Origin of the sequence: Corynebacterium sp. HMSC055A01, assembly GCF_001809405.1 — a bacterium.
Classification (GTDB): Bacteria; Actinomycetota; Actinomycetes; order Mycobacteriales; family Mycobacteriaceae; genus Corynebacterium; species Corynebacterium hesseae.
Genome location: NZ_KV797598.1, coordinates 180,361 through 180,691, shown reverse-complemented (window position 1 = coordinate 180,691; position 331 = coordinate 180,361). Strand labels below are relative to the sequence as shown.

The window sequence follows — 331 nt, the reverse complement described above, 5'->3', positions numbered from 1 at the left end:
TCATCCCCGCTCACGCGGGGAGCACGTGCCCCTGGCTCCTAGTTGTCCAACCGGCTAGGGCTCATCCCCGCTCACGCGGGGAGCACAAAAGTATCAACCCGTAGGTAATCCAATCCCAGGGCTCATCCCCGCTCACGCGGGGAGCACGAAGACCCACTAGGTGAGGATTAACCCTTGGTCGGCTCATCCCCGCTCACGCGGGGAGCACGTCCCCGGGTGTCCCTGCATCCGGGGACTCTCCGGCTCATCCCCGCTCACGCGGGGAGCACTAAATCTGGCCCCATGGTTGCCCCCGCCCCACGGGCTCATCCCCGCTCACGCGGGGAGCACG

Annotated in this window: 1 CRISPR repeat array. The window is 67.1% G+C overall.

What is annotated here, in order from left to right:
- Position 1: 1 nt before the first annotated feature.
- Positions 2-330: direct repeats of the CRISPR family, unit length 24 nt; unit sequence CATCCCCGCTCACGCGGGGAGCAC.
- Between the last annotated feature and the right edge of the window lies 1 nt (position 331).